Source organism: Serratia montpellierensis, assembly GCF_020858655.1.
GTDB lineage: Bacteria > Pseudomonadota > Gammaproteobacteria > Enterobacterales > Enterobacteriaceae > Serratia > Serratia montpellierensis.
The window spans coordinates 52,901-71,895 of sequence record NZ_VOSN01000015.1; the positions used below are offsets into that span (position 1 = coordinate 52,901).

The window sequence follows — 18,995 nt, forward strand, 5'->3', positions numbered from 1 at the left end:
ACGCAGGCCCAGGCTGCAAAAAAGTGCAGCCATTCTACTGTAACCCGATCGGGGTGGGTAGCGCGGATCGCCATGCTTAAGCGGTTCTTAAGAACCTTGTGGTGCAATGGTGCCATGACTGAAAAGGGATACTCATGCGAATTTTGCTGATCGAAGATGACAAACTGATCGGGGACGGCATCAAGGCCGGGCTGACCAAACTCGGCTTCAATCTGGACTGGTTCACCGACGGCGCCGTCGGCAAAAATGCGCTGGACAGTGCGCCGTACGATGCGGTGATCCTCGATCTCAGCCTGCCGGGCCTCGACGGCCTGGATCTGCTGCGCCAGTGGCGCCAGGCCGGGCAGGACGTGCCGGTCCTGATCCTCACCGCCCGCGACGCGCTGGAGCAGCGGGTCAGCGGGCTGCAAAGCGGTGCCGACGATTATCTGTGCAAGCCGTTCGCGCTGGCCGAAGTGGCGGCGCGCCTGCAGGCGCTGATCCGCCGTCGCCACGGCCAACTGATGCCGCAGCTGACGCACGGCAACGTGGTGTTCGACAGCGCCACCCGCAGCGTGAGCTGCAACGGCGAGCCGGTGACGCTGACGCCGCGCGAATTGGCGGTACTGGAGCTGTTTCTGCACAACAAGGGGCGGGTGCTGGCGCGGCCGTTAATTCAGGAGAAGCTGTACAACTGGGATGACGAGGTGAGCAGCAACGCGGTGGAGGTACATATTCACCACCTGCGGCGCAAGCTGGGCAACGGCTTCATCCGTACCATCCACGGCGTGGGTTACACGCTGGGGGATGCGCCGTGAAGCGTCTCAGCCTGCGGCTGCGCCTGATCCTGATCTTCAGCCTGCTGGCGCTGCTGACCTGGAGCACCGCCAGCGTGGTGGCCTGGGTGATGTCGCGCAACACCATCAACGAAGTGTTCGACACCCAGCAGATGCTGTTCGCCAAACGGCTGGCGACCGCCAACCTCGGCGATCTGCTGGCCGATGAAAGCGCGCGCAGCCTGCCGAAAACCAAGAAGCTGGTGCACCACGGCAAGCGCGGCGAGCAGGACGACGACGCGCTGGCGTTCGCCATCTTCGATCGCCAAGGCAAGATGCTGCTCAACGACGGGGAGAACGGCGCCGACTTTCTGTTTGACGGGGAACGTGAAGGTTTTACCGACGGTGAGCGCAAAGGCGATGACGACAGCTGGCGCTTGGTGTGGCTGACCAGCCCGGACGGGCGCTACCGCATCGTGGTCGGCCAGGAGTGGGATTACCGGCGCGATATGGCGCTGGGCATGGTGACGGGCCAACTGGTGCCCTGGCTGGCGACGCTGCCGGTGCTGATGCTGCTGATCGCGCTGATGGTGGGGCGCGAACTGCGGCCGCTGCGCACGGTGGCCGCCGGTTTGCGCCGGCGCGCACCCGATGATGCGACGCCGTTGGATGCGCGCCAGGTGCCGACCGAGGTGCGCCCGCTGGTGGATGCGCTCAATGCGCTGTTCGCCCGCATCAACGCTTTACTGGTACGGGAGAGACGATTCACCTCCGATGCCGCACATGAGCTGCGCAGCCCGTTGGCGGCGCTGCGGGTGCAGACCGAAGTGGTGCAGCTGGCGGGGGAGGATGCGCCGATGCGCGAGCACGCGCTGGACAATCTGACGCTCGGCATCGATCGCGCGACCCGGCTGGTGGATCAGCTGCTGACGCTGTCGCGGCTGGATTCGCTGTCAGATCTGGCCGAGTTGGCGCCGATCGACTGGAACGATCTGGTAACGATGACCCTGGCGGAGCAGGATCGGCAGGCCCATGCGGCGGGCGTGACGCTGCGCTATGAACATCGGGGAACGCCACCGCCGCGTCAGGGGGAAACCTTGCTGCTGTCGCTGCTATTGCGCAATTTGCTGGACAACGCGGTGCGCTATACCCCGCAGGGCGGTGTCGTCACCGTAACGCTGAGCGAACGTTCGCTGACGGTGGAGGACGACGGTCCGGGGGTGACCACGGAGCATCTGGCGCGGCTCGGAGAACGTTTCTATCGCCCGCCGGGACAGGAACAAACCGGCAGCGGGTTGGGGTTATCGATTGTGCAGCGTATTGCCGGCTTGCATGGTCTACAGATCGGTTTCGCCAATCGCCCGGCGGGCGGATTTGTTGCGCGGTTGGCGCTGTAGGAGGGTCAGGACTTGGGTTTTGGCTGATGCCACAGCGCCATGCCGTTTTCCGGCACGCGCTTGAGGCAGCTGGCGAGCGGTTCGCCATCGGGGAAAATCAGATCGGGGGCGATTTCCGCCAGCGGGTAGAGCATGAATTCGCGCTCTTTCAGGCCGTAATGCGGTACCGTCAGGCGCTCGGTATGGATCACCTTGTCGCCGTACAGCATGATGTCCAGATCGAGCGTGCGCGGGCCCCAGCGTTCATCCTTGCGCACGCGTCCCTGATTGCGTTCTATCGCCTGGGTATGGTCGAGCAGCTGTTCGGGCGGCAACAGGGTATCCAGCGCCACCACCGCGTTGAGGAAGTCCGGCTGGTTTTGCGGCCCCAGCGGCTTGGTGCGGTAAAACGAAGAACAGGTGACCAGCCGGGTGCGCGGGAGATGCTCCAGCGCCTCCAGTGCGGCTTTAACCTGTTGCAGCGGCTGCGCCAGGTTGCTGCCCAGCGCGATATAAACGCGGATCATTATGCCCCTTCTTTACGCGGTGCCCGGCGGCGAGGACGGCGTTGACGCGCGCGGCGCGGCGCCGGATCGTCCCCCAGGGTGCTCAGCATGGCTTTCTGCCGCGCCGGCGTGGCGTCCTGAAACTCGCCCCACCACTCGGCCAGACGCAGCATTTCCTGATTGTCTTCCACTTCCGCACGCAGCGCCAGCAGATCATAAGCGGCGCGGAATTTCGGGTGCTCCATCAGTTTGTGCGCACGTTTGCCCTGGCGGCGGGACAGGCGCAGCTGCAGCTGCCAGATATCGCGCACCAGCGTGGTGATGCGTTTCGGGATGGCCAGCGAGCGGCACTGTTCGTCGAGTACGTCGTTCATCGCCAGCGCGAAGGCGTCGTAGTAGGCCAGGCCGCTTTCCTGCGCCAGCTTCTGCGCATGCTCCAGCAGCGGGTACCACAGCATGGCGGCAAACAGGAAGGCCGGGTTGACGCGCATGTCGTTCTGCAGACGGTGATCGGTGTTCTTCAGCACCTGCGCCAGAATGCGCTCCATCGGCGTATCGTGGTTCGGCGTGAAGTTGCGGGCGATCAGCGGGAACAGCGGTTGGAACAGCTGGTATTCGCACAGCTTCAGGTAGGTCTGGAAACCGTAACCCGCCTGCAGCAGCTTGAGGGATTCTTCGAACAGGCGCGCCGGCGGGATCTCGTGCAGCAGCGAGGCCAGGCGCGGGATCGGCTCGGCGGTCTCTTCGCTGATGCGCATATCCAGCTTGGCGGCGAAGCGCACCGCGCGCAGCATACGCACCGGATCTTCGCGGTAGCGGGTTTCCGGATCGCCAATCAGGCGGATCACGCCTTGTTTCAGATCGTTCAGCCCGCCGACGTAATCGCGCAGGGTGAAATCCGCCACGCCGTAGTACAGGCTGTTGATGGTGAAATCACGGCGCTGGGCGTCTTCCTCGATCGAGCCGAAGATGTTGTCGCGCAGCAGCATGCCGTTTTGCGCCTGCTGTGACGAGTTTTTGTCGGATTCCTGATTCTGTTCGTGGTGGCCACGGAAGGTGGCCACTTCGATGATCTCCGGCCCGAACATCACGTGCGCCAAGCGGAAACGGCGGCCGACCAGGCGGCAGTTGCGGAACAGCTTACGCACTTGCTCCGGCGTGGCGTTGGTGGTGATGTCGAAGTCTTTCGGCTTTTTGCCGAGCAACAGATCGCGCACGCCGCCGCCGACCAGATAGGCTTCGTAGCCGGACTTGTTCAGGCGATAAAGTACTTTCAGCGCATTTTCGCTGATGTCTTTACGGGAGATCGAGTGCTGTTCGCGCGGGATCACGGTCATCGAGTCGTTGCTCTCGGCGATAGGAAAAGGCGGACGCTTGCGCGGCGTTGAGCGGCGGGCAGGGGCGTTGCTGCCGTTATCGGCGGCGCGCGGCTGCGGCGCAGGGCGGCTTGGCGCCGCGGCACGCTCTTCGCGGACTACGTTTTTATCGCCGGCCGCCGCGTCGTCGCGGGGCAGCTTGTCATCGCGGGTCAGTACCTTACGACAGAAGTTGGCTACTCGGGTAAAAATGGTACACCTCGATAGTGACTGATAAAAATGGAGCTAACAAAAAATAGCGGCTAATCATAGCTCACCATGGCTCCTTTGAGAATGCCGGCGTGTTTTCATCCAGAGGGATAGCCTCCTGACGCGGCACGTTTTCCAACCGCCAATGTGCGACCGCCCAGCTCAATAATAATGGCAGGTCAAGATCTTGCCAGCTTTCCGGCAGCGGTTGGCGCAGAAATTTCAGCGCGGCGATCAGTACCGGGCGCGGATCGCCTGCGGGCAATGCCGGCGCATGGTTTTGCTTCGACAGCTTGATGCCGTTGGCGCCCAGGGCCAGCGGCAGATGCACATAAGTGGGTACCGGCGCCTGCAGCTGGCGATAGAGGGCGATTTGGCGCACCGTCGGTTCGATCAAATCGGCGCCGCGCACAATCTCGGTCACGCCCTGAAAATGGTCGTCGATCACCACCGCCAGGTTGTAAGCGAACAGCCCGTCGCGACGGCGAATGATGAAGTCTTCCCCCGCGAGCGCCGGATCGGCGTGCAGTTCTCCCTGCAGGCGGTCGTGGAACCCGTAAACGGGCGCGGTCTGGCGCAAGCGGATGGCGGCGCCCTGCGGGCCGAGCTGTAAGTCACGACAGTGGCCGTCGTACAATCCGCCGATGTGCTGGATGCGGCTGCGGGTGCAGGTGCAGTAATAGCTGAGCCCCTGGCGCTGCAACAGATCCAGCGCGGCGCGATAGGCATTGTGACGTTGGGATTGATAGATGACCTGGCCGTCCCAGTGGAGACCATAATGTTCCAGCGCGGACAGGATGCGAGCGGCGGCGCCGGGAACTTCACGCGGCGGGTCGATATCTTCGATGCGAACCAGCCACTGCCCGCGTTGGGCGCGAGCCTGAAGGTAGCTTCCCAGAGCGGCAATCAGCGAACCGAAATGCAGATCCCCGGAAGGCGATGGGGCAAAGCGCCCCACATAATGACTTTCTTGCATATCAGAGGGGAGAGGTTCCCTTTTCTCTGTGCGGCGCACGCAGGTGCGCACGCCGCAGCGGTAACAACGGTATTAGCCGGCCATCTGCTTTTCGCGGATCTCAGCCAGCGTCTTGCAGTCGATGCACAGATCGGCGGTCGGACGCGCTTCGAGGCGACGAATGCCGATCTCCACGCCACAAGATTCGCAGTAGCCGAAATCATCGTCTTCCACTTTCTTCAGCGTTTTCTCGATCTTTTTGATCAGTTTGCGTTCACGGTCACGGTTACGCAGTTCAAGGCTGAACTCTTCTTCCTGGGTAGCACGGTCGGCCGGATCAGGGAAGTTGGCTGCCTCTTCTTGCATATGCGATACAGTACGGTCCACTTCGTCCCTGAGCTGGTTGCGCCACGCTTCAAGAATGCGCTTGAAATGCGACAACTGGGCGTCGTTCATGTACTCTTCGCCCGGCTTCTCTTGGTACGGCTCCACCCCAGCGATGGCGAGAATGCTCAAGGACGAGGTTTTACGGTTTTGCCCTTCTTGCATGTTGCTTCTCCTACATACACACGCACTATCGAATCCCCAATGCGGGGGAAAAACAGGCCGCTATAAATAACAGAAGGAAGGTAGGTTGGCAATTATTCCTGTCGCCCGCTTGACAATCGTGTGAAGGAGGGCGTATTTGGCGATCGTGCTGGTCGGTTGTCTATTTATAGGGACCCGACTGCGCTAATCGATAAAAAACGGCAGCTTATCGCAGAGATAAATACCGTCAGGTGATAACTTTGCCCCGTAACAAACCACTTCCACTCCCAACTGCCGGACCTGTGCCAACAGCGCCGCATAGCGCTCATCTATATGATGTGCCGGTGCGACCTGCTCAATACCGCTGTGTAACACGGCAAAGAACAACACCGCCCGTTGCCCGCTTTCAACCACGCTGAGCAACTCACGCAGGTGCTTTTGCCCTCTGAGCGTTACCGCATCAGGAAAGTAACCACGTTGTTGTTGCAGTAATGTGACTGACTTAACTTCAATATAGCAGTTAACCCGATTTTCTGCCTGTAATAACAAATCGATACGGCTGTTTTCACCGCCGTATTTCACTTCGCCGCTGATTTTACTGTAACCGGATAATTCATTGATTAAATTGTGTTCGATTGCCTCGCGCACCAGCGCGTTGGCACGCAGGGTATTGACGCAGATCCAGTGCCCCTGTTGGGTATGGGTCAACTCCCAGCTGTGGGCGTATTTGCGCTTGGGATTATCCGAAGTGGAGTACCAAACGGTATCGCCGGGCGTGGCGCAGCCGGTCATGGCGCCGGTATTGGCGCAGTGCAGCGTAAAGGTTTCCCCTTCAGGGGTGATCACGTCCGCCAGAAAGCGCTTGTAACGTTTGATCAGCGTGGCGGAACGCAGCGGTGGAGAGAAAATCATGCGGATGCCTGCTTGGCCAGCGGCCACTGTTCGAGGTGTTGATAGCGGGTGCGGCCGTTTTCGAACACCGACTCATATAAGGAAAAGGCGTCGGCGCTGAACGCCCAGCCCGGCGTCGCCGGCGGGATGGCCACCGGCTGGGTGGCGGCGCGCAACAGCGTGATGTGCGGATGGAACGGCAGCGCGCTTTGATGGCAGCCGTTGCGGGCGGCCTGCGAACGCAGCAGCTCGGCCAGCTGCAGCAGCCCGCGCGGCGCGCGGCGGGTACCGAGCCAGACCACGCCGGGGCGCGGCCAATGGCCGAGATCGTCGAGCCGCATGCTGAAGCCGGGTTGAACGATGCGGCCGGCCAGTTTGCGCAGCGCCAGCTCTTTCTGCGCGGTGACCTCGCCGAGAAACGCCAGCGTCAGGTGCAAATTGGCCGCCGCCACCGGTCGACCGGCCTCTGGCGTAAACGCCTCGGCGCGCCAGCGGATCACCTGCTGTTGCAGGGCATCAGGCAAGGACAGGGCGAAAAACAGGCGGCGCGAATTGGACATGGGGGCTCGGTAAAAAATGACAAATCCGTCGGGACAGACCTGGATGCGGTTTGCAGCGGTCGCGCGCGAAGCGGGACGCATGGACGAGCTCCGTACTATAGCTAACGCCGCCGCAGTTTGAAAGGCTACGGGGGCAAAGCTAATGCTACACTGTACGCCGTTTAACGTTAACCACCACGGAGAGTTCAGTGTCTTCATTGCCCGTCAGCGCGGTGCTTGATGAGTTGCTGGCTGCGTTGCAGTCCGCTCCTCAGGTGCTGTTGCACGCCCCGACCGGCGCCGGTAAATCCACCTGGCTGCCGCTGCAGATCCTGGCTAAGGCCGGGTTGCCGGGGCGCATTATCATGCTCGAGCCGCGGCGGCTGGCGGCGAAAAACGTCGCCTATCGCCTGGCGCAGCAACTGGGGGAGGAGCCCGGCCAGACCGTGGGCTACCGCATGCGCGCCGAAAGTAAAAGCGGGCCGCAGACCCGGCTGGAAGTGGTGACGGAAGGCATTCTCACCCGCATGCTGCAGCAGGATGCCGAGCTGCAGGGCGTGTCGCTGGTGATCCTCGATGAATTCCACGAACGCAGCCTGCAGGCCGATCTGGCGCTGGCGCTGCTGCTCGACGTGCAGCAAGGGCTGCGCGACGATCTGAAACTGCTGATCATGTCGGCCACCCTGGACAACGCTCGCCTGTCGCAGCTGCTGCCGGAAGCGCCGGTGGTGGTGTCCGAGGGGCGTAGCTTCCCGGTTGAGCGTCTGTATCAGCCGTTGGCCAGCCATCAGCGGCTGGATGACGGCGTAGCGGCGGCGGTGAAGCGGTTGCTGGCCGAACAGCCGGGGTCTTTGCTGCTGTTCCTGCCGGGCGTGGCGGAGATCAATCGGGTGCTGGAGCGATTGACCGGCGAGGTGGCGAGCGATACCGATCTTTGCCCGCTGTATGGCGCCCTGCCTCTGGCGCAACAGCAAAAAGCGATTCAGCCGGCGGCGCCTGGCCGCCGCAAGGTGGTGCTGGCGACCAACATCGCCGAAACCAGCCTGACGATCGAGGGCATTCGGCTGGTGGTGGACAGCGGCCTGGAGCGCGTGGCGCGTTACGACGTACGCAACGGCTTGACGCGGCTGGCGACGCAGCGCATCAGTCAAGCCTCGATGGTGCAGCGTGCCGGGCGCGCCGGGCGCCTGGAGCCGGGCATTTGCTGGCATCTGTTCGCCAAAGAACAGGCGGAGCGCGCGGCGGAACATGCCGAACCGGACATTTTACAGAGCGATCTCACCGGCTTCTGGCTCGAATTGCTGCAGTGGGGGTGCCATGATCCGGCGCAGCTGACCTGGCTTGATGCGCCTTCGGCGGCGGCATTGGCAGCGGCCAGGGCGCTGTTGCACCGGCTGGGAGCCACGGATGACGGCGGCAAACTTACCGCGCCGGGGCGCCAGATGGCCGCGCTGGGGTGCGAGCCGCGACTGGCGGCGATGCTGGTCGCCGGCGCGGCACTGGGCGCCGACGGCCTGGCGACGGCGGCGTTGTTGGCGGCGTTGCTGGAAGAACCGCCGCGCGGCGGGCAGATGGATATCGGTTATTGGCTGAGCCGCCCGCAACCGAACTGGCGGCAGCGCGCCGCACAGTTGGCCAAACGCCTGCCGCAACGTGCGGGGCAAATCGACGCCGATCTGGCGCCGAGCCTGTTGGCGCAGGCGTTTACCGATCGCATCGCCCAGCGCCGTGGCCAGGACGGCCGCTACCTGCTGGCCAACGGCCTGGGGGCGGCGATGAACCAGGACGAGGCGCTGTCGCGCGCCCCCTGGCTTATCGTTCCCAGCCTGTTGCAGGGCCACAACAGCCCCGATGCGCGCATCCTGCTGGCGCTGCCGGTGGACATCGAAGCCCTGGCGGCGCAGCTGCCGGCGATTGTCATGCAGCGCACGGCGGTGGAATGGGATGAAGAGAAGGGCACGTTGCGCGCCTGGAAGCGCCAGCAGATCGGTCGTCTGACGCTGCGCGCTCAGCCGCTGGCAAAACCGGCGGACGAAGAGCTGCAGCAGGCGCTGCTCGACTGGGTGCGTGCGCAGGGGCTGGCGGTGCTCAACTGGGAGGGCGCCGCTGAACAATTGCGGGTGCGCCTGCAGTGCGCGCAAGCCTGGCTGCCGGAAGCGGAGTGGCCGGCGATGGATGAAGAGCCGCTGCTGGCGGCGCTGGAGCAGTGGCTGTTGCCGTCGCTGAACGGCGTGCGCGATCTGCGCGGCTTGAAGCAGGTCAACATCGCCGAAGCGCTGTCCCGTCTGCTGGACTGGCAGCAAAAGCAGCGGCTGGATAATGCGCTACCCACTCATTACACTGTGCCGACCGGCAGCCGCCTGCCGATCCGTTATGAGGCCGGCAAACCGCCGGCGCTGGCGGTGCGTTTGCAGGAGGTGTTCGGCGAGCAGCGCAGCCCGATGTTGGCGGAGGGTCGCATCCCGGTGGTGCTTGAGTTACTCTCACCGGCGCACCGGCCGTTGCAAATCACCGGCGATCTGGCGGCCTTCTGGCAAGGCGCCTATCGTGAGGTGCAAAAAGAGATGAAGGGCCGCTACCCGAAACACGTTTGGCCGGACGATCCGGCCACGGCGGTACCGACGCGCCGAACGAAGAAATATCAGTAGGTCGCGATCATTTAAGGTTTGGAATTCAGATGTTTCTTCTGGTCAGCGCTGCGGCGTAGGCACAGATTAAGCGACTAATCATGGCCGGCAGTGTCGGCAAGCTCGGAGAACAACAGCCATGGCTGGGGATGACCGCGAGCCCATCGGGCGCAAAGGAAAACAACCAAAAAGCACTGCGTCGCGCAAGCCGCCGCGCCGTCGCCGAGACGACGATTATGACGATTACGAAGAAGACGAGTATGACGATGATGAGTATGAAGAGGAGGAGGAACGCATGCCGCGTAAGGTAAAAGCGACTCCGCCGCGTAAAAAACGCCGTTGGCTCGGCCTGTTTATCAAACTGATCCTGGTGATCGCCGTCCTGTTGGCGATCTATGGCGTCTACCTGGACTCGCAGATCCGCAGCCGCATCGACGGTAAAGTCTGGCAGCTGCCGGCGGCGGTGTACGGCCGCATGGTCAACCTGGAACCGGGCATGCCGTACAGCAAGAAGGAGATGGTCAACCTGCTGGAGGGCATGCAGTACCGTCAGGTCAGCCGCATGACGCGCCCGGGCGAGTTTACCGTGCAGGCCAACAGCATCGAAATGCTGCGCCGCCCGTTCGACTTCCCGGATGGTAAAGAAGGGCAGATCCGCGCCCGTCTCGACTTCCAGAACAACCGCCTGGCGAAGATCGAAAATCTGGACAGCGGCCGCAGCTTCGGCTTCTTCCGCCTCGATCCGCGTCTTATCACCATGCTGCAGTCGCCTAACGGTGAACAGCGCCTGTTCGTGCCGCGTTCCGGTTTCCCGGATCTGTTGGTAGACACGCTGATCGCCACGGAAGACCGCCATTTCTATGAGCATGACGGCATCAGCCCGTACTCCATCGGCCGCGCGGTGCTGGCCAACCTGACCGCCGGTCGTGCGGTGCAGGGCGGCAGTACCCTGACGCAGCAGCTGGTGAAGAACCTGTTCCTGACCAACGAACGTTCGCTGTGGCGTAAGGCCAACGAAGCCTATATGGCGCTGTTGGTGGATTACCGTTACAGCAAAGACCGCATCCTGGAGCTGTATCTGAACGAGGTGTACCTCGGCCAGAGCGGCAGCGACCAGATCCGCGGTTTCCCGTTGGCCAGCCTGTATTACTTCGGCCGTCCGGTGGACGAGCTGAGCCTCGATCAGCAGGCGTTGCTGGTCGGCATGGTCAAGGGCGCGTCGCTGTATAACCCGTGGCGCAACCCGAAACTGGCGCTGGAACGCCGCAACCTGGTGCTCAAACTGCTGCAGAACCAGGGCGTGATCGACGGCGAGCTGTATGACATGCTGAGCGCGCGTCCGCTGGGCGTGCAGCCGAAAGGCGGCGTCATTACGCCACAGCCGGCGTTTATGCAGATGGTGCGTCAGGAACTGCAAACCAAGCTGGGCGATAAGGTCAATGACCTGTCCGGCGTGAAGATCTTCACCACGCTGGATCCGGTGTCGCAAGACGCGGCGGAAAAAGCGGTCGAAGACGGCATCCCGGCGCTGCGCGCTGCGCGCCACCTGCAGGATCTGGAAGCGGCAATGGTGATCGTCGATCGCTTCAGCGGTGAAGTGCGCGCCATGGTCGGCGGCGCCAACCCGCAGTTCGCCGGCTTCAACCGCGCCATGCAGGCGCGCCGCCTGGTCGGCTCGCTGGCCAAGCCGCCGACGTACCTGACCGCGCTGTCCGAACCGGATAAATACCGCCTCAACACCTGGCTGGCGGATGCGCCGCTGTCGCTGAAACAGCCAAACGGCGCCGTCTGGCAGCCGAACAACTATGACCGTAAATTCCGCGGTCAGGTGATGCTGGTGGATGCGTTGGCCAACTCGCTGAACGTGCCGACGGTGAACCTCGGCCTGTCGGTCGGGCTGGATCAGATCAGCGCTACGCTGCAACGCCTGGGGATCCCGAAAGCGGAGATCAACCCGGTGCCGTCGATGCTGCTGGGGGCGATCGGCCTGACGCCGATGGAAGTCGCTCAGGAGTACCAGACCATCGCCAGCGGCGGTAACCGTGCGCCGCTGTCGGCGGTGCGTTCGGTGATCGCCGAAGACGGCACGGTGCTGTACCAGAGCTTCCCTCAGGCGGAACGCATGGTGCCGGCGCAGGCCGCTTACCTGACGTTGTACGCGATGCAGCAGGGCGTGGCGCGCGGGACTTCCCGCTCGCTGTCGGTGAAGTTCCCGAACTATAACCTGGCGGCGAAAACCGGTACCACCAACGATCTGCGCGACAGCTGGTTCGCCGGCATCGACGGCAAGGAAGTGGCGATCGCCTGGGTGGGGCGCGACAACAACGGCCCGGCCAAGCTGACCGGCGCCAACGGTGCGTTGACCCTCTATCGTCGCTATCTGGAAAACCAGACGCCGCTGCCGCTGATGCTGCAGCCGCCGGAAGGCATTAACCAGATGAGTATCGACTCTGCCGGCAACTTCATTTGCGGCGGCGGCAGCTGGCGCACCATCCCGGTCTGGACCGACAATCCGCAGGGATTGTGCCAGGCCAGCCAGGCGGCGGTGCAGCAACAGCAGCAACCGGCGGCGGGTGAGCAAAAAGATGGCGATGGCGTCGCCGGCTGGATCAAGGATATGTTCGGCCAGTAATCGCTACCGGGGCGTCGGCCCCGGTGAAAATTTTTTCTTTGTTATTAAGCCCGTAACCTTGGTTGCGGGCTTTTTTGTTTTTCCGCTCGTTTTATTTCCCTGTTAACAGCATGGCTAAGCGCCTAATCCTTAACCTATTTGCCCTATGAATTCGGCTTGCAGTTTAATTTGGCTTCTGCATAAAATGCGACGCTTATAATAATTATTATCGTTTACATTCGTCATTTAATAATTCATCAGAGAAATCAACTATGCCGACCAAGCGTCTTTCATCATCCGCGGCCAAGCAGGGCCGTACCCCCGTCAGCGCGTTAGCGATCACCGTCGCTGCGGCGTTGGGCACGCTGGCGATGCCGGCTTTTTCCGCCGACGCCAAGGAAGACACGATTACCGTTGTGGGCGGTAGCAATACCGCCCAGCAGGAAAGCGCCTGGGGGCCGGTCGGCACCTATGTCGCCAAGCGCAGCGCCACCGGCACCAAAACCGATACGCCGATCGAAAAGAACCCGCAGTCCGTTTCCGTAGTAACGCGTGAAGAGATGGACATGCGTCAGCCGGATACGGTGAAAAGTGCGCTGGCTTATACCCCAGGTGTGATGATTGGGAATCGCGGAGCCTCCACTGCCTATGATGCTGTGAACATTCGTGGCTTCAGCTCTGTAGGTACCAATATGTACCTGGATGGTCTGAAGCTGCAGGACGATAACTATTCGATTTATCAGATCGACCCATACTTCTTGGAGCGGGCGGAAGTGCTGCGCGGGCCGTCTTCGGTATTGTATGGCAAAAGCAACCCAGGTGGGGTGGTCGCTCTGGTCAGTAAACGGCCGACAACAGAGACGCTGCGCGAGGTTCAATTCAAAATGGGGACAGGTAATCTGTTCCAGACCGGTTTTGACTTCAGTGACGCCTGGGATGATGCGGGTGTTTATTCATATCGTCTGACAGGTGTGGCGCGCGATGAAGATCAGCAGCAGGTTGGCGAGAAAAGCAAACGTTATGCTATTGCTCCTTCCTTCAGCTGGCGACCTGATGATCGCACTTCTTTGACTTTCCTCAGCAGTTTCCAGGATGACCCTAGCGTTGGCTTCTATGGCTGGTTGCCGAAAGAAGGTACGGTGCAAAATGGCGTCAATGGTAAGTTACCAACCAGCTTCAACGATGGTGAGCCGGGCTATAACAACATTTCTCGCAAGCAGCAAATGGTGGGGTATGCCTTTGAACATGCTTTCGATGATGTTTGGACCGTGCGCCAAAACCTGCGCTATTCGAAAATGGATGTGGACTACCGTTCTATTTATGGTTTAGGCATTGATCCAGATAATTCCGCTGAGCTGAAGCGTGGCGTGATGAACTCCAAAGAGCATATGTCCAGCTTTGCAGTAGACACACAGGCGCAGGCCAAATTTGCTACCGGGCAAGTTGACCATATCGTGTTGATGGGCGTTGATTATATGCGTATGCGCAATGATGTCGTTTATCAATATGGCAGTGCATCCAATATGAACGTCATTGCTCCACAATATGGCAATCGAAGCTATACCATTACCGGTGGTGCCAGTCAGGTTAACCGTCAGGAGCAGACCGGCCTGTATGTGCAAGATCAGGCTGAATGGAACAACTGGGTTCTGACGATGGGGGGGCGCTATGATTGGAGCGATACCAACAGCACCAATCGCCTGAACCAGAATTCCGTCTCTAAGCAGCAGGATAACCAGTTTACCGGCCGTGCTGGCTTGAACTATGTTTTCGAAAACGGCATCGCGCCTTATGTCAGCTACAGCGAATCGTTTGAGCCAACCTCAGGCACTGATTTTTCAGGTAATACGTTTGCTGCCTCTAAAGGCAAACAGTATGAGGCTGGGGTTAAATACGCACCTAAAGATCGTCCGATCACCGCCAGTTTGGCGCTTTACCAGTTGACTAAAACCAACAATAAAGTGGCTGACTTAGAACACCCGTTCTTTAGCGTCCAGGGTGGGGAGGTCCGTTCTCGTGGGATTGAGTTGGAGGCGAAGGCGGCCTTGTCGGCTAACCTCAATCTGTTGGGCTCTTACACCTACACGGATGCTGAATATACTAAAGATACTTCGCTACAGGGGAATACACCTTCCGCTATTCCTAAACACATGGCTTCCCTGTGGGCGGATTACACCTTCCATGAAACCGCGATCAGCGGCTTGACCTTGGGTTCCGGCGTTCGCTATGTCGGCTCCAGCTATGGCGACGAGGCCAATACGTTTAAAGTGAAGGATTACACGGTGTTTGATGCCGCGATAAAATATGATCTGGCGCGTTTCAATTTGCCGGGCTCTTCGATTGGCATCAATGTGAACAACCTGTTTGACAAAGAATATGTCTCCAGCTGCTTTGCTACCTATGGCTGCTACTGGGGCGCAGAACGCCAGGTGGTCGCCACCGCAACCTTCCGTTTCTAACCGGATAGCCGGGGCGGCGCCGCGTCGCCCCGGACAAAGCAGGATCTATGCAGGACAAACTTCTTAATCCCGGCGCGACCTTCGCGCTGGATAATGCCAGCTTCGCCGTCCCCGGCCGGGTGCTGTTGCAGCCGCTGTCGCTCAGTTTTCCCCAGGGCAACGTCTGCGGCCTGATCGGCCATAACGGTTCCGGTAAATCCACCCTGTTGAAACTGCTCGGGCGGCACCATGCGCCCAGCGGCGGCCAGGTCTTGCTCAATCAGCAGCCGTTGGCGCAGTGGGACAGCAAATCCTTCGCCCGCCAGGTGGCCTACCTGCCGCAGCAGTTGCCGGCGGCGGAAGGCATGACGGTGCGTGAGCTGGTGGCCGTCGGCCGCTATCCGTGGCACGGCGCGCTGGGGCGTTTTGGCGCCAACGATCGCCAGTTGGTTGAAGAGGCCATTTCACTGGTGGGGCTGAAGCCGTTCGCCAACCGCCTGGTGGACAGCCTGTCCGGCGGCGAGCGCCAACGCGCCTGGCTGGCGATGATGGTGGCGCAGGACAGCCGCTGCCTGCTGCTCGACGAACCGACGTCGGCGCTGGACATCGCTCACCAGGTCGAGGTGCTGGCGCTGATCCAGCGCTTGAGCCGCGAACGCGATCTCACGGTGATCGCCGTGCTGCACGACATCAACATGGCGGCGCGCTACTGCGACCATTTGGTGGCGCTGCGCGGCGGTGAAATGATCGCCCAGGGCGGCCCGCTGGAACTGATGCAGGGGCCGGTGCTGGAGCAAATTTACGGTATTCCTATGGGCACGTTGCCGCACCCGAGCGGTGGCGCGCCGGTGAGTTTTGTCTACTGATGTCTTCCGCATTCACTTCTTCTCACGATCCGCTGCGCCGCCGTTTGTTGATGGCGCTGGCGCTGTCGCCGCTGTTGGGCTCGTTGCCCGGGCGGGCGGCGGATGCGCCGCCGGATATCACGCGCGTTGCGGCGCTGGAATGGCTGCCGATCGAACTGCTGCTGGCATTGGGCGTGACGCCGCTGGCGGTGGCCGATGTGCATAACTACAACCTGTGGGTGGCGGAGCCGAAGCTGCCGGAGACGGTAGTCGACGTCGGCCAGCGCACCGAACCTAACCTCGAATTGCTGCAGCAGCTCCAGCCTTCGCTGGTGTTGCTGTCACAAGGCTATGGCCCGACGCCGCGAAAAATCCAACCCATCGCGCCAACCATGAGCTTCGGCTTCAACGACGGCAGCGGCAAACCGCTGACTGTCGCCCGCCAGTCGCTGCTGGCGCTGGGCCAGCGGTTGGGCATCGAAAGGCGGGCGGTAAACCACCTGGCGCAGTTCGACCGCTTTATGCAGGACGCGCGTCAGCGCCTGCAAAGCTACACCCGGCAACCGCTGCTGTTGTTTTCCCTGATCGACACGCGCCATGCGTTGATCATCGGCCAGAAAAGCCTGTTCCAGGAAGCGATGGACCAACTGGGCATCCGCAATGCCTGGCAGGAGCAAACCGACTTTTGGGGCACTGCGGTGGTGGGCATTGAACGGTTGGCTACGGTGCGTAACGCGCGGGTCATTTATCTGGATCACGGCAATCAGGCGATGATGGACAAGGTCAGCGCGACGCCGCTGTGGCAGTCATTGCCCTTCGTGCGGCAAAACCAGCTGCGACAGGTGCCGGCGGTGTGGTTCTACGGTGCCACGCTGTCGACGATGCGGTTTTGCCGCCTGTTGGCGCAGGCTCAGGAGCGTGCGGCATGAATGCGGGCATCCGGAAATTACCGCTGATGCTGATCCTGCTGTTGCTGGCGACGGCAGGCGGTCTGACGATATACAACCTGGCGCAACAACTGCCGCCGGTGCAATGGGCGCGGGCGCTCAGTGCGCCGGACATCGACGACGTGCGGCAAATGCTGTTCCATTACAGCCTGCTGCCGCGGTTGACGGTGTCGCTGTTGGCCGGCGCCGGCCTGGGGTTGGTCGGCGTGCTGTTTCAGCAGGTGTTGCGCAATCCGTTGGCGGAACCGTCGACGCTCGGCGTCGCTGCCGGCGCGCAGCTCGGCCTGACCATCGCCACGCTGTGGGTGCTGCCGGGCGGCGAATTCACTCGTCAGCTGGCTGCTATGGCGGGGGCGATTGTGGTGGGCGGGCTGGTGTTCGGCGTCGCCTGGGGCAAGCGGATGTCGCCGGTGACGCTGATTTTGGCCGGGCTGGTGCTGGGGCTGTACTGCGGCGCGGTCAACAGCCTGTTGGCGCTGTTTCATTACGATCAGCTGCAGGGCATGTTCCTGTGGGGAACCGGTGCGCTGAACCAACAGGACTGGAGCGCCGTGCAGTTCATCCTGCCGCGTTTGCTGGTGGCTGGCCTGCTGGCGGCGCTGTTGCTGCGCCCGTTGACGCTGCTGGGGCTGGACGACGGCGTGGCGCGCAACCTGGGGTTGGGGCTGTCGATGGCGCGCTTTTGCACCCTTGGGCTGGCCATTATCTTCAGCGCCATGTTGGTGAGCGCGGTGGGCGTTATCGGCTTTATCGGCCTGTTTGCGCCGCTGATGGCAAAGATGCCGGGCGCGCGCCGCCTGGCGCACCGCATGATGCTGGCACCGTTGCTGGGGGCGCTGCTGCTGTGGCTGACCGATCAGGTGATGCTCGGGGTAACGCAGGTGTGGCGCGAGATCCCGACCGGCGCGGCCACCGCGCTGTTCGGCGCACCGCTGCTGCTGTGGCTGCTGCCGCGTTTGCGCAGCGCCGCCACGCCGCCGCCGATGAACCTTGGCGACAAGGTGCCTGCCGAACGCGGGAATCTGCCTGGTTGGATCCTGCTGGGCGGCCTCGTACTGCTGCTCGGCCTGACGCTGGCGCTGATGTTAGGCAAAAATGCCGGCGGTTGGCACTGGAGCCTGGGGGCGGAACTGGATTCCCTGCTGCCGTGGCGTTGGCCGCGGGTGCTGTCGGCGCTGGCGGCGGGCATGATGCTGGCGGTCGCCGGCACGCTGATCCAGAAATTGACCGGCAACCCGATGGCCAGCCCGGAAGTGTTGGGCATCAGCTCCGGCGCCGCTTTTGGCGTCGTGATGATGCTGTTTATGGTGCCGGGCGACGCCTTCGTTTGGCTGCTGCCCGCCGGCAGTTTGGGAGCGGCCGCGACGCTGCTGATCATCATGATCGCCGCAGGCCGCGGCGGTTTCTCGACGGAACGCATGCTGCTCGCCGGTATCGCGCTCAGCACCGCCTTTACTACCGTCATCTTCCTGCTGTTGGCCAGCGGCGATCCGCGTATGGGGGGCTTGCTGACCTGGCTCTCCGGCTCGACCTATTCGGTGGAGCCGGCGCAGGCGCTGCGTACCGCGCTGGTGGCCGCCGGCCTGATGGTATTGGCGCCGCTGTGCCGCCGTTGGTTGACCATCCTGCCGCTCGGCGGCGCCACCGCCCGCTCGGTGGGGATTGCGCTGACGCCGGCGCGGTTGACCATTCTCTTGTTGGCTGCCGTGCTGACCGCCATGGCGACCCTGACCGTCGGGCCGTTGAGCTTTGTCGGGCTGATGGCGCCGCATATGGCGCGCATGCTGGGCTTCCGCCGCGCGCTGCCGCAGATGGTGATCGCCGCGCTGCTGGGCGGCTTGCTGATGGTGTTTGCCGACTGGTGCGGGCGGATGCTGCTGTTCCCGTATCAGATTCCCGCCGGGTTATTGGCGACCTTTATCGGTGCGCCGTACTTCGTTTATCTGCTGCGTAAGCAGACGTCGTAAGCCTCGCTCTCAGCTTGTTTTCTCTGCCCTCAAAGGCCCAGCGTTGCTGGGCCTTTTTTCAACGCCTTGCAAGGCGTTGCGTGCCGCTGCGCAAGAAAGACATTTAACGTGAAAAGCAACGCGGGAAGAGAGGGGGAGGTGAATATACTGCAGGCGGGTGCTCTGGATCTTTGTCTCTGGAGCCCGTGCGAAAGAGATAAAGAGAAAAGCCCCGAGTCGATATCCATCAACCCGAGGCCTACTCTAACGCCAGCAACGTTAAGTTAGCCTCTTACCCGCCGCGAGGCAAGGAGAAGAAGGCATGATGCCGAACAAACGGAGCCTGTTAAAATTGGTGGTTATTTGTGCCACGGTAATATCACTGGCATGGATAACCCGCAGCACGTTGTGTGAGCTGCGGATCCGATCGGGCACTACGGAGGTTGCGGCCATTTTGGCTTACGAA

At 61.8% G+C, this 18,995-nt stretch carries 15 protein-coding genes; 9 read left to right on the plus strand and 6 right to left on the minus strand.

Going from position 1 to position 18,995, the window contains the following annotated elements:
* Positions 1 to 134: 134 nt before the first annotated feature.
* On the plus strand, positions 135 to 797 hold the full coding sequence (gene qseB, locus FUU19_RS16965) for a quorum sensing response regulator transcription factor QseB (protein WP_004937550.1): 663 nt from the start codon (positions 135 to 137) through the stop codon (positions 795 to 797).
* On the plus strand, positions 794 to 2,152 hold the full coding sequence (gene qseC, locus FUU19_RS16970) for a quorum sensing histidine kinase QseC (RefSeq protein WP_060448069.1): 1,359 nt from the start codon (positions 794 to 796) through the stop codon (positions 2,150 to 2,152). Before qseB ends, qseC begins: the two co-directional genes overlap by 4 nt.
* Positions 2,153 to 2,157: 5 nt before the next feature.
* Here qseC and folK read toward each other — a convergent pair whose 3' ends face one another.
* From folK to thpR, 6 genes are all read right to left on the minus strand, one after another.
* Entirely contained in the window at positions 2,158 to 2,658 is a 501-nt protein-coding gene (folK, locus tag FUU19_RS16975; protein WP_019456064.1) for a 2-amino-4-hydroxy-6-hydroxymethyldihydropteridine diphosphokinase, read from the minus strand.
* A complete protein-coding gene (pcnB, locus tag FUU19_RS16980) occupies positions 2,658 to 4,205 on the minus strand; it encodes a polynucleotide adenylyltransferase PcnB (RefSeq protein WP_071826146.1) in 1,548 nt (515 codons plus the stop codon). Before pcnB ends, folK begins: the two co-directional genes overlap by 1 nt.
* A gap of 61 nt (positions 4,206 to 4,266) precedes the next feature.
* On the minus strand, positions 4,267 to 5,178 hold the full coding sequence (gene gluQRS, locus FUU19_RS16985) for a tRNA glutamyl-Q(34) synthetase GluQRS (protein WP_230490365.1): 912 nt from the start codon (positions 5,176 to 5,178) through the stop codon (positions 4,267 to 4,269).
* Between the two features lie 72 nt (positions 5,179 to 5,250).
* Complete coding sequence (gene dksA / locus FUU19_RS16990; RefSeq protein WP_004937569.1) at positions 5,251 to 5,706, minus strand: RNA polymerase-binding protein DksA; 456 nt, start codon at positions 5,704 to 5,706, stop codon at positions 5,251 to 5,253.
* Positions 5,707 to 5,889: 183 nt separating this feature from the next.
* Positions 5,890 to 6,597 carry a DNA/RNA nuclease SfsA gene (gene sfsA, locus FUU19_RS16995; RefSeq protein WP_004937572.1) on the minus strand — a complete coding sequence of 236 codons (708 nt, stop codon included), beginning with the start codon at positions 6,595 to 6,597 and terminating at the stop codon, positions 5,890 to 5,892.
* Positions 6,594 to 7,136, minus strand: a complete 543-nt coding sequence (thpR, locus tag FUU19_RS17000; RefSeq protein WP_141960238.1) for an RNA 2',3'-cyclic phosphodiesterase — start codon at positions 7,134 to 7,136, stop codon at positions 6,594 to 6,596. The genes sfsA and thpR overlap by 4 nt, the downstream gene beginning before the upstream one ends.
* Before the next feature lie 188 nt (positions 7,137 to 7,324).
* Here thpR and hrpB point away from each other — a divergent pair, with 188 nt between their 5' ends.
* From hrpB to FUU19_RS17035, 7 genes are all read left to right on the plus strand, one after another.
* Positions 7,325 to 9,763 (plus strand): ATP-dependent helicase HrpB, encoded by a 2,439-nt coding sequence (hrpB, locus tag FUU19_RS17005; protein WP_230490366.1) that lies wholly within the window; start codon positions 7,325 to 7,327, stop codon positions 9,761 to 9,763.
* A gap of 118 nt (positions 9,764 to 9,881) precedes the next feature.
* Positions 9,882 to 12,374: a bifunctional glycosyl transferase/transpeptidase gene (mrcB, locus tag FUU19_RS17010; protein ID WP_025304218.1), complete on the plus strand. Its 2,493-nt coding sequence runs from the start codon at positions 9,882 to 9,884 to the stop codon at positions 12,372 to 12,374.
* 251 nt (positions 12,375 to 12,625) lie between these two features.
* Entirely contained in the window at positions 12,626 to 14,812 is a 2,187-nt protein-coding gene (gene fhuA, locus FUU19_RS17015) for a ferrichrome porin FhuA (RefSeq protein WP_230490367.1), read from the plus strand.
* Positions 14,813 to 14,859: 47 nt separating this feature from the next.
* A complete protein-coding gene (gene fhuC / locus FUU19_RS17020; RefSeq protein ID WP_219228663.1) occupies positions 14,860 to 15,657 on the plus strand; it encodes a Fe3+-hydroxamate ABC transporter ATP-binding protein FhuC in 798 nt (265 codons plus the stop codon).
* Positions 15,657 to 16,565, plus strand: a complete 909-nt coding sequence (gene fhuD / locus FUU19_RS17025) for a Fe(3+)-hydroxamate ABC transporter substrate-binding protein FhuD (protein ID WP_230490368.1) — start codon at positions 15,657 to 15,659, stop codon at positions 16,563 to 16,565. The genes fhuC and fhuD overlap by 1 nt, the downstream gene beginning before the upstream one ends.
* Positions 16,562 to 18,550: a Fe(3+)-hydroxamate ABC transporter permease FhuB gene (fhuB, locus tag FUU19_RS17030; protein WP_230490369.1), complete on the plus strand. Its 1,989-nt coding sequence runs from the start codon at positions 16,562 to 16,564 to the stop codon at positions 18,548 to 18,550. The genes fhuD and fhuB overlap by 4 nt, the downstream gene beginning before the upstream one ends.
* Before the next feature lie 304 nt (positions 18,551 to 18,854).
* On the plus strand, positions 18,855 to 18,995 hold a 141-nt coding region (locus tag FUU19_RS17035; protein WP_230490378.1), incomplete at its 3' end, for a Hok/Gef family protein.

Bases quoted from the DNA above. Each gene is read 5' to 3' on its own strand.
- qseB (WP_004937550.1), top strand. From the start codon at position 135: ATGCGAATTTTGCTGATCGAAGATGACAAACTGATCGGGGACGGCATC.
- folK (WP_019456064.1), bottom strand. From the start codon at position 2,658: ATGATCCGCGTTTATATCGCGCTGGGCAGCAACCTGGCGCAGCCGCTG.
- gluQRS (WP_230490365.1), bottom strand. From the start codon at position 5,178: ATGCAAGAAAGTCATTATGTGGGGCGCTTTGCCCCATCGCCTTCCGGG.
- dksA (WP_004937569.1), bottom strand. From the start codon at position 5,706: ATGCAAGAAGGGCAAAACCGTAAAACCTCGTCCTTGAGCATTCTCGCC.
- sfsA (WP_004937572.1), bottom strand. From the start codon at position 6,597: ATGATTTTCTCTCCACCGCTGCGTTCCGCCACGCTGATCAAACGTTAC.
- thpR (WP_141960238.1), bottom strand. From the start codon at position 7,136: ATGTCCAATTCGCGCCGCCTGTTTTTCGCCCTGTCCTTGCCTGATGCC.
- mrcB (WP_025304218.1), top strand. From the start codon at position 9,882: ATGGCTGGGGATGACCGCGAGCCCATCGGGCGCAAAGGAAAACAACCA.
- fhuA (WP_230490367.1), top strand. From the start codon at position 12,626: ATGCCGACCAAGCGTCTTTCATCATCCGCGGCCAAGCAGGGCCGTACC.
- fhuC (WP_219228663.1), top strand. From the start codon at position 14,860: ATGCAGGACAAACTTCTTAATCCCGGCGCGACCTTCGCGCTGGATAAT.
- fhuD (WP_230490368.1), top strand. From the start codon at position 15,657: ATGTCTTCCGCATTCACTTCTTCTCACGATCCGCTGCGCCGCCGTTTG.
- fhuB (WP_230490369.1), top strand. From the start codon at position 16,562: ATGAATGCGGGCATCCGGAAATTACCGCTGATGCTGATCCTGCTGTTG.